Source organism: Oceanicaulis sp. UBA2681, assembly GCF_002354675.1.
In the GTDB taxonomy this organism is placed as follows: domain Bacteria; phylum Pseudomonadota; class Alphaproteobacteria; order Caulobacterales; family Maricaulaceae; genus Oceanicaulis; species Oceanicaulis alexandrii.
Map to the genome: position 1 here is coordinate 89660 of NZ_DEMB01000007.1, position 8624 is coordinate 98283.

11 protein-coding genes are annotated in these 8624 nt (G+C 64.7%); 5 read left to right on the plus strand and 6 right to left on the minus strand.

Features of this window, described 5'->3' with window-relative positions:
- Window positions 1–270: DNA recombination protein RmuC (gene rmuC / locus B3M53_RS04945; protein ID WP_286799704.1), on the plus strand; the 270-nt coding region annotated here is incomplete at its 5' end.
- On the opposite strand, the gene B3M53_RS04950 is transcribed toward rmuC, so the two are convergent.
- The gene (locus B3M53_RS04950; RefSeq protein WP_273020392.1) at window positions 261–1172 is read right to left on the minus strand and encodes an alpha/beta hydrolase; all 912 of its coding nucleotides are present in this window, start codon (window positions 1170–1172) and stop codon (window positions 261–263) included. The genes rmuC and B3M53_RS04950 overlap by 10 nt on opposite strands.
- A 130-nt stretch (window positions 1173–1302) precedes the next feature.
- Between B3M53_RS04950 and def the strand changes: the two genes are divergently transcribed.
- Both def and B3M53_RS04960 read left to right on the plus strand, forming a co-directional pair.
- Window positions 1303–1830, plus strand: a complete 528-nt coding sequence (gene def / locus B3M53_RS04955; protein WP_022701418.1) for a peptide deformylase — start codon at window positions 1303–1305, stop codon at window positions 1828–1830.
- Window positions 1827–2408, plus strand: coding sequence for a hypothetical protein (locus B3M53_RS04960; RefSeq protein WP_160093296.1), 582 nt, complete (start codon window positions 1827–1829; stop codon window positions 2406–2408). The genes def and B3M53_RS04960 overlap by 4 nt, the downstream gene beginning before the upstream one ends.
- Here B3M53_RS04960 and truA read toward each other — a convergent pair.
- The 3 genes from truA to B3M53_RS04975 all read right to left on the minus strand — a co-directional run bounded on the left by truA (window position 2405) and on the right by B3M53_RS04975 (window position 5121).
- Window positions 2405–3160, minus strand: a complete 756-nt coding sequence (gene truA / locus B3M53_RS04965; protein WP_160093297.1) for a tRNA pseudouridine(38-40) synthase TruA — start codon at window positions 3158–3160, stop codon at window positions 2405–2407. The two genes, B3M53_RS04960 and truA, sit on opposite strands and share 4 nt — an antisense overlap.
- A gap of 2 nt (window positions 3161–3162) precedes the next feature.
- Entirely contained in the window at window positions 3163–4095 is a 933-nt protein-coding gene (fmt, locus tag B3M53_RS04970; RefSeq protein ID WP_273020393.1) for a methionyl-tRNA formyltransferase, read from the minus strand.
- 66 nt (window positions 4096–4161) lie between these two features.
- Window positions 4162–5121: an oxidoreductase gene (locus tag B3M53_RS04975; RefSeq protein WP_160093298.1), complete on the minus strand. Its 960-nt coding sequence runs from the start codon at window positions 5119–5121 to the stop codon at window positions 4162–4164.
- Between the two features lie 142 nt (window positions 5122–5263).
- Between B3M53_RS04975 and B3M53_RS04980 the strand changes: the two genes are divergently transcribed.
- Both B3M53_RS04980 and B3M53_RS04985 read left to right on the plus strand, forming a co-directional pair.
- On the plus strand, window positions 5264–5638 hold the full coding sequence (locus B3M53_RS04980; RefSeq protein ID WP_273020394.1) for a Kazal-type serine protease inhibitor domain-containing protein: 375 nt from the start codon (window positions 5264–5266) through the stop codon (window positions 5636–5638).
- A gap of 100 nt (window positions 5639–5738) precedes the next feature.
- A complete protein-coding gene (locus B3M53_RS04985; RefSeq protein WP_273020395.1) occupies window positions 5739–6551 on the plus strand; it encodes an SDR family NAD(P)-dependent oxidoreductase in 813 nt (270 codons plus the stop codon).
- Window positions 6552–6553: 2 nt separating this feature from the next.
- On the opposite strand, the gene B3M53_RS04990 is transcribed toward B3M53_RS04985, so the two are convergent.
- Together B3M53_RS04990 and B3M53_RS04995 are read right to left on the minus strand one after the other, a co-directional pair.
- On the minus strand, window positions 6554–8257 hold the full coding sequence (locus B3M53_RS04990; protein ID WP_273020396.1) for an amidohydrolase: 1704 nt from the start codon (window positions 8255–8257) through the stop codon (window positions 6554–6556).
- A gap of 49 nt (window positions 8258–8306) precedes the next feature.
- A partial coding sequence (locus tag B3M53_RS04995) for a hypothetical protein (RefSeq protein WP_286799706.1) occupies window positions 8307–8624 on the minus strand: 318 nt, incomplete at its 5' end.

Below are 8624 nucleotides of genomic sequence, written 5' to 3' on the forward strand. Positions count from 1 at the left end.
CTCGAACAGAACGCCCAGAAAGTCGCCGCGCTGGGCGATGAGCTTTATAGCCGCCTGACCACGTTCACAGACCATCTGGGCCGCGTGGGCGCGGGGCTGAAGACGGCGACGCTCAATTACAACAAGGCCGTGGGCTCGTTTGACAGCCGCGTCCTGCCCAAGGCGCGCGACATGGCCCAGCTCAACGGCCAGATGAAGCTGGTGGAGCCGCCCGCCCAGGTCGATGAATCGCCGCGTCTTCTGTCCGCGCCGGAGACCGATCAGGGCTGATCGGGCGCATCTACTTCTGCAGGCGGTTCGCCGCCTTCGACCAGATACCAGGGCGCCTCGCCATACTCATAAGGCGGCAGGGTGAACAGGGTGCGGAACGCGTCCAGCGCCGCCGGATGAAAGATGGTGGAATGCGTTTCAGTCTGTGAGCGGTCCACATAGATCCAGTCGAGCCCCTCCGGCGCGTGGTTTTCCAGAGCTTCCAGAAGGTGATCAAGGCCGGCCTGCATGGTCCCGCCTTCATCGGCCATGGTGAGGTAGAGGCTTCGCTCGGCGTCATCATGGGCGGAAAGGAGGGTCGCGGCCGCCTGGCCCGCCGCCTGCTCATCCCACCACAATGACGGGCTGACAGCGATGTAATCGGTGAAACTCGCCGGCGCGTTCAGGAAGGTGTCGGTGACGAACAATCCCGCCAGAGACTCCCCGATCACCGCCCGCCGCTCTGACGTCTCATACCGGCTGTCGACAAAGGGGATGACCGTCTCTGTGAGGAAGGCGAGGAAGTCTTCCGATCCGCCCTGGTCTGCAAACTGGTCCTGATAGCGCGGATCGGCCGCGGGCCGCGTCAGCTCGAGAAGACGATTTTTCGTCTGCACGCCGACGAGGATGAAGGGCTCATACTGCCAGCTCAGCGCGCCCAGCTGCGCCAGCCCTGCGATATGGACGAAGTCCTGATCTTGCGCGCCGTCAATGAGGTAGACCACGTTGAGAGGCTCTTCCAGCTCTTCATAAAAGGGGGGCAGCCAGACATTGATCTCCCGCTCATCGCCCAGGCTTGGCGCGTCCAGAATGAAGCTCTCGCCAATGACGATGTTGCTCTGGGACACCGGTTGCGATGCTTGAGACAATGCGACGGCGGGCGACGCAGCGGCCAGCAGGCCTGCCAGAATGAACGCCTTCATGGTATGATCCCCTCAACTTGCAGCCTGACGCTATCGCGTCTGGCGAGGTTAGCCAGCGCTTTGTTTGATCGGGGCGCTGCGACAGCCAGACAAACTTGAACCTAACCCTTTGCACGATTACCTAAGCGACATGGCTATTCGAGAAATCCTCACCGTTCCCGATCCGCGCCTGAAACTGGTCTCCAAACCGGTCGACGCGGTGGATGATGAACTTCGCGACCTGATGGATGACATGGTCGAGACCATGTACGCGGCGGACGGCATTGGTCTCGCCGCCATCCAGGTGGGCGTGGACAAGCGCGTCATTGTCATGGACCTGACCGATGAGCGCACCACGCCGAGCTTCTTCGTCAATCCGGTGATCACGCCGCTGACAGAAGATCTCAAACCTTATCAGGAAGGCTGCCTGTCCGTGCCTGATATCTATGACAGCGTGGAGCGGCCGAAAAAGGTCAAGGTCGAGTTCCTCGACTATGACGGCGAAAAGCGCGAGCTGATCGCCGAAGACCTGTTCGCCGTGTGCATCCAGCACGAGATGGACCATCTCGAAGGCGTGGTGTTCATCGACTATCTGTCGCGTCTCAAGCGCGAGCGGGCGGTCAAGAAAGTCCAGAAACTCGTCAAGCAACGCGGCGCGCCCGCAGAGGCGGCGGAATGACCCTGTCACGTGTTCTGATGGCGGCGACGCCGCTCATCCTTGTCGCTTGTGCGCCTGCCGCGCAGTCAGACCCGGACCTGTTTGACCGCTTGAGCGCCTATTGCGGTCAGGCGTTTGAGGGCGAAGTCACGTCAGAAGATGAGCGCGATGCGGATTTCGCGTCCGAACGCCTTGTCATGCATGTGCGCGAATGCGGCGAAACCGAGCTGCGCGTGCCGTTTCATGTGGGCGAGGATCGCTCGCGCACCTGGGTGATCACACGCCTACCTGAAGGCGGATTGCGCCTCAAGCATGATCACCGTCATGAAGACGGCTCTGAAGACGTGTTGACCCAGTATGGCGGCGATACGGTCGGCCCTGCCGGCGCGATCCGCGCCGATTTCCCCGCGGACGCCGAAAGCCAGGCGCTGTTCGAGCGCGAAGGCATTCCGGTTTCCATGGCGAATGTCTGGTCGATCACCCTCTCCGAGGACAGCTTCATCTACGCGCTGGACCGTCCGAACCGGCATTTCGCGGTGGAGTTTGACCTCACCGAGCCGGTCGAGACCCCGCCTGCGCCCTGGGGCGCCGAAGACTAGGCCTCAAACCCGCCTGGATACTGCACAAACGCCAGATAGAGCCCGTCCGGAGGGGCGACGGGGCCGCAACGCGTGCGGTCCGCTGCGTCGAGCGCCGCCTTGAAATCCTCTGGCGTCCATTTGCCGAAGCCCACTTCCACCAAAGACCCCACGATCGAGCGCACCTGACGGTGCAGGAAGCTGATTGCTTCCACCGTCACATGGATTTCCGCGCCCGATTGGAACACGGCGATCTGATCGAGTGATTTGACGGGGCTGTCCGCCTGGCACTGGGAATCGCGAAATGTCGTAAAGTCATGGGTGCCGACCAGATACTGGGCGGCGGCGTGCATGGCCGACACATCCAGCGCTTGCGAGACGCGCCAGACCTGGCCGCGGGTCAGGGTCAGCGGCGCCCGGCGGGCCTGAAGACGATAGATATAGCCGCGCCGGTTCGCCTTGAAGCGGGCGTGAAAATCATCGCTGACGCGCTCGGCCTCCACCACCGCAATCGGGTGGGGTTTGAGATGGTGGTTCAGCGCATCGCGGACCTTGTCGGCGAGCAAATCCTTGTCCAGATCCACATGCGCGACCTGGCCCAGGGCATGAACGCCGGAATCGGTGCGGCCTGCGCCATAAATCTCGCGCGGGGCGCCATCAAGCTTTTCCGCCGCGTGTTCCAGCGCGCCCTGTACGGAAGGCCCGTTCTTCTGACGTTGCCAGCCCACGAACGGGCCGCCATCGTATTCAATCGTGAGCTTGTAGCGCGGCATGATTAGCGCAAAACCGTCCCGGCGGGCACGTCCGTGCCGTTGAGGAACGCCTTCGCGTCCATCACGCCCTTGCCCTCGCGCTGGAGCCGGGTCAGGCGCACCGCGCCGCGCCCGCAGGCGATCAGTAAGGCGTCGTCCAGCACCTCGCCGGGCTCGCCGTCGCCTTTTTCAGGTTGGGCGAAGTGGACCTTCACGCGCACCGGCTTGGTCTCGCTCTCCAGCTCGAAATACGCGCCGGGAACAGGCGACAGGCCGCGGATCTGGTCGGCGACTTCACCGGCGGGCTTGTTCCAGTTGATGCGCGCGTCCTCGCGGGTGATTTTCCTGGCGTAGGTGACGCCCTCTTCGCTTTGCGGCGTTGCGCTAAGCGAGCCGCGCTCCAGGGCGGCGAGGGTGCGCGGCCAGAGCTGGGCGCCCGTGCTCATCAGCCGGTCGTGCAAGGTGGAGGCGGTGTCGGTCTCTGCAATGGGGACCACTTCGCTCATCAGCACCGGGCCTGTATCGAGCCCCGCCTCCATCTGCATGATCTGGACGCCAGTGACCTCGTCACCCGCCATGATGGCGCGCTGGATCGGCGCCGCCCCGCGCCAGCGCGGCAGCAGCGAACCGTGAAGATTGAGACAGCCCAGCCGCGGCGCATCGAGCGCTTGCTGCGGCAGGATCTGGCCATAGGCGACCACACACGCCGCATCGAGATCGAGGCTCTCGAACTGGGCGATCACCTCAGGGTCGCGGAAGCTTTCGGGCGTATAAACGGTCAACCCGAACAGCTCGGCGAGCTGATGCACAGGGGTTTTCACCGTCGCCTGACCGCGTCCGCGCCGGCGGGCGGGCTGGGTGTAGACCGCGACCACGTCATGACCGGCGCCGACAATCTCGGCGAGCGAGGCGGCGGCGAATTCAGGGGTGCCCATAAAGGCGAGGCGTAAGGTCATGGCTCTAAATCAATGCTGTCAGGTTACGGGCCTGCACCTAGACCGAAGTGCGGCGGAGTAAAAGCCTTACACCGCCTTCAGCCCTGTAATCTCTTCGCTCAGCGTCCAGAGTTTTTGTGCGGTTTGGGCGTCGCGGATATGAGGTTGAACGCCATAGAACACGCCTTCGGGCGGGTTCAGCGCGCCGATATTGCAGTCCTCGCAATAGACCCCGCCCCGATCCTCGAGCAGGGTTGAGGTTGCAGCCCACAGCGTGGTGGAGGCGCCTTGCTCGACCGTCTTGAAGACATCCTTGGTCGTGCCGTCTTCGTTGAACCAGCCCATGGCGCGCATCTCCTCATCGGCGAGATCGCGCTGCAGCTCGGTCATGATGCCGCCGGGATGGACCGAATAGGCTTTCAGGCCCCGATCCTCATAGCGGCGGTTCAGCTCCAGCGCGAACAGGGCGTTGGCGCTTTTTGAACGGCCATAGGCGGGCCATTTCTCGTAGTCTCCGGCCTCCCAGTTCCAGTCTTCAAGGTTCACATCACAGATCCGGTGCGCGATCGAGGACAGCGCCACGACGCGGGCGCCGGGGCGTTCGAGCAGCAGGTCGGAAAGCTGCGCGAACAGCGCGAAATGGCCCAGATGATTGGTGGCGAACTGGCTCTCCCAACCCTTGGAGTTGCGCCGCAAGGGCGTCGCCATAATGCCGGCGTTATTGATCAGCAGGTCGATCCCGTCCGGCGTCAGAGCGCGGATCTCTTGCGCGCCTGTCTTGACGCTGTCGGGCTCCATCAGATCGAGCGTCACGGTTTCGACGGGCAGTCCGTCCAGAGCGGACCGGGCTTTGTCTAGCGTCCTGACGGTGACGATCACCCGTGCGCCTGCGTCAGACAGGGCGCGCGTGGTCTCAAGCCCGATGCCGGAATAACCGCCTGTGACGATCACGGTCTTTCCGGCCAGATCGGCGGCCTGGGCGACCTCCTTGGCGGTGGAGCGCATGTGAAACGGGCTGTCGACGGGCTGCTGGCGGTCATCAGTCATAATCGAACCTATCCTCTCGCTGTGCGTTTCAGTGTCGCGCGTCAAATCACAGGACGCCAGCTTTCTGATGGCGCGCCGTTCAGGCAGGGGTCAGAAAGCCGTGCTAGGCTGCGAAGGCTGAGGCGTTTCAAAGGGGACGAACATGCGGACTATTCTGACTTTACTGGCGGTTCTGGTGCTGGGCGCCTGTAGCGCTGCGACGCCGGGTGACGGCCCGGTCAATGGCGGCCCTGGGGGCGGCGATTGGCGTGTCGTTGGGCTGGGCGAAGCCTGCGGCGGCATGGCGGGCGTCAGGTGCGAAGGCGCAGACGCCGGAGCCAATTATTGCGCTTACGCGCCCACGGCCCAATGCGGCGCCGCGGACCAGATGGGCGTTTGCACCGCGCGCCCGCAAATGTGCACCCGCGAGTATCGCCCGGTCTGCGGCTGTGACGGCCAGACCTACAGCAATGCCTGCACCGCCGCCGCTGCGGGCGCCAGCGTCGTGCATGAGGGCGAGTGTCAGGCGCGCCAGTAAGCGCCGGATGGCTGTATCGGCTCAGTCATTGGCTTGAGCGCCCGGTTCCGCAACGCGCTGGAACCGGGTAAGCAGCCTGTCTGACGACAGGAGATGCCCCATGGCTCAATTGACCGGCAAGACCGCTCTGATCACCGGCGCTGCGCGCGGCATTGGCGCTGCGATCGCTGAAGCGTTCGTGGCTGAAGGCGCTCAGGTGCTTCTGACCGATATTGACGGCGCCGGCGTCGAGGCGCTGGCCGCACGACTGGGCGAGCGGGCGCACGCGCGAACTCTGGACGTGGGTGAGCCAGCCGATTGGTCAGCGGCGGCGGAGTGGGTCGAGCAAAGCTGGGGCGGGCTGGATGTTCTGGTCAATAACGCCGGCATCACGGGTTTTGGCGGTGAGGCGCCGAGCCTTCACGACCCCGAGCATGTGACGCCGGACGCCTGGCGCGCCGTGCATCGGGTCAATACCGATGGCGTCATGCTGGGCTGCCAATGGGCCATCAAGCTGATGAAGGCGCGCAAGGGCGGCTCAATCATCAATCTGTCTTCGCGCTCGGGCGTGGTGGGCATTCCCGCCGCGGCCGCTTATGCGGCGTCAAAGGCCGCGGTCCTGAACCATACGCGCACCGTGGCGCTCTATTGCGCCCAGTCAGGCTATGACATTCGCTGCAACGCCATTCTCCCCGCCGCCGTGCTGACTCCCATGTGGGAGGACATGCTGGGCGAAGGCGACGCCCGCGACCGCGCCGTCGCGGATGTGGAGGCTGGCATCCCCATGGGCCGTTTCGGCCGTCCTGAAGAAGTGGCGGATGCGGCGCTCTTTCTCGCCTCAAGCGCTTCCAGCTACATGACCGGGACAGATCTGCATCTGGATGGCGGCATCCTCGCCGGCGCGGCGTCTTCACCGCGCCGGGCTGAGGACTGAGTTTACTCCGCGCGCCAGACGACCTCGCCGTCGACCACCGTCATCACCGGACGGGCCTCCGCCAGCTCGGCGTCCGGCACGGTCATCAGATCGCGGTCAAAGACGGAGAAATCCGCCAGCTTGCCCACTTCGATCGTGCCCAGCTCGTCCTCGCGGAATGTGGCGTAGGCCGGCCAGATCGTGAACAGCTTCAGCGCGGTTTCACGATCCAGCGCCTGATCGAGATTCCAGTGCTCGTCGGCAAAGCCGTTGAGATCGCGGCGCACGGCGGCGGCGTAGAATTCGATCCGCGCCTCGCCCCGCTCCACCGGAGCGTCAGAGCCGCCCGCGATCATCGCGCCGTCCTCGATCAGGGTGCGCCAGGCATAGGCGCCGTCCAGCCGGTTCAGGCCGATGCGGCTGGCGGCGAAGTGCAGATCGCCTATGGCGTGGCTGGGCTGCATGGAGGCGATCACCTCCATCTCGCCAAAGCGCGGAATGTCGGTGGGGTGCAGCACCTGGGCGTGCTCCACGCGCCAACGAGGCTCGGCCACGGCGCGCGCCTCGGCGGGAACGGCGTCAAAGCTGTCCTCCATCCAGTTGAGCACTTCGCGATTGCCTGCATCGCCGATGGCGTGAATGGCGAGCTGGACGCCGTCCTGCAAGGCGCGCTGCATCATCGCTTCCGCGCGCTCTTCTTCAGACAGGAACAGGCCGGTGGTGTCCGGCGCGTCGTCATAGGGTTCTAGCAGCGCTGCGCCGCGGGAGCCGAGCGCGCCGTCCATGTAGAATTTCACGCCGCGTGCGATCACCCGGCCATCGCCCTCGATCCGGGGCGCCTGGGCGGCGACCGCGTCATAGTCTTCAGGATTGGCGTAGACCGAGACGCGGATCGGAAAGGCGCCATCCTCTGCGAGGCGCGCCATGATGTCCACGTCCGCATAGGGCACGCTCATATCGTGCACGCTGGTCCAGCCCTGGGACGCCATCACTTCCGCGCCCAGACGATACAGCGTCTCACGCTCCTCGCCGTCGGGCTCGCCCGCCAGCGCCGCGAAAGGCGCCATGGCGGTGTCGATGAACATGCCGTTGGGCTGGCCGCTTTCATCTTTCAGGATAGCGCCGCCCTCGGGGTCCGGCGTCTCCGAAGTGATCCCGGCGGCTTCGATCGCGGCGGTGTTGGCGACCAGCGCATGGCCGTCCGCACGCACAAGGATCACCGGACGCTCGGCCTCGACCGCATCCAGATCAGCGGCGTTGGGGAAGCGCTCTTCGGGCCAATGGGTCTCGATCCAGCCACGGCCGGAGATGATCGAGGCGCTGGCGTCCGAGGCGGCTTCCGCGACGCGGGCCTGCAGATCCGCGACGGAGGCGGTCCCTTCGAGATTCAGCGACCGTTCGCGCTCGCCGACGCCGATGACATGGGCGTGGGCGTCAGTGAAACCGGGAAACAGCGTTGCGCCCGCCAGGTCTACGGTCTGCGTGTCTTCGCCGATGAACGCTGCGCCGTCCGCAGCGCTGCCGACAAAGACAATTCGTCCGTCATCAACCGCCACCAGCTCGGCAGTGGGGCTCGCCTCGACGCCGGTGTAGATCGGGCCGCCGGTGAACACCCGGTTAGCGGCGTCAGGACCCGCAACCTGCGGGTCGAGCGGTTCGGAACAGGCGCCCAGCGCCAGCGAGCAAACGCTGAAGGACAGCGCGGCCAGTGAAATCGTGCGGATCATAAATCCCTCCCCAGGACGATGTGAGGGGGAAACTAGCGCGGTGCGGGCTTCAGGTCACGGTCATGATCATCCAGTCGATGATCAAGGGCACGCCCGCCGCAGCCGCGGCCAGCATGGGCGGCAGACCCAAGGCGCCATGAGCCACGCGCCAGTGCACGAACAGGCGCAGGAAATTATAAAGCGAGGTGATTTGCCCCATGGCGCCCGCGTCCGCGAGCCCTGCAGGGTAGAGCGCCAGCATCAGCGCCTGGACATGGACCAGCAACAAGACCGTCCAGTTATGCGTCACCAGCCAGCTGGCATACCGGTCCTTGACGCCTAGAACCATCACCATGCCCATGGCGACCACCGGGAAGACCAGCCAGAA

Bases quoted from the DNA above. Each gene is read 5' to 3' on its own strand.
- B3M53_RS04950 (WP_273020392.1), bottom strand. From the start codon at position 1,172: ATGAAGGCGTTCATTCTGGCAGGCCTGCTGGCCGCTGCGTCGCCCGCC.
- def (WP_022701418.1), top strand. From the start codon at position 1,303: ATGGCTATTCGAGAAATCCTCACCGTTCCCGATCCGCGCCTGAAACTG.
- B3M53_RS04960 (WP_160093296.1), top strand. From the start codon at position 1,827: ATGACCCTGTCACGTGTTCTGATGGCGGCGACGCCGCTCATCCTTGTC.
- truA (WP_160093297.1), bottom strand. From the start codon at position 3,160: ATGCCGCGCTACAAGCTCACGATTGAATACGATGGCGGCCCGTTCGTG.
- fmt (WP_273020393.1), bottom strand. From the start codon at position 4,095: ATGACCTTACGCCTCGCCTTTATGGGCACCCCTGAATTCGCCGCCGCC.
- B3M53_RS04975 (WP_160093298.1), bottom strand. From the start codon at position 5,121: ATGACTGATGACCGCCAGCAGCCCGTCGACAGCCCGTTTCACATGCGC.
- B3M53_RS04980 (WP_273020394.1), top strand. From the start codon at position 5,264: ATGCGGACTATTCTGACTTTACTGGCGGTTCTGGTGCTGGGCGCCTGT.
- B3M53_RS04985 (WP_273020395.1), top strand. From the start codon at position 5,739: ATGGCTCAATTGACCGGCAAGACCGCTCTGATCACCGGCGCTGCGCGC.
- B3M53_RS04990 (WP_273020396.1), bottom strand. From the start codon at position 8,257: ATGATCCGCACGATTTCACTGGCCGCGCTGTCCTTCAGCGTTTGCTCG.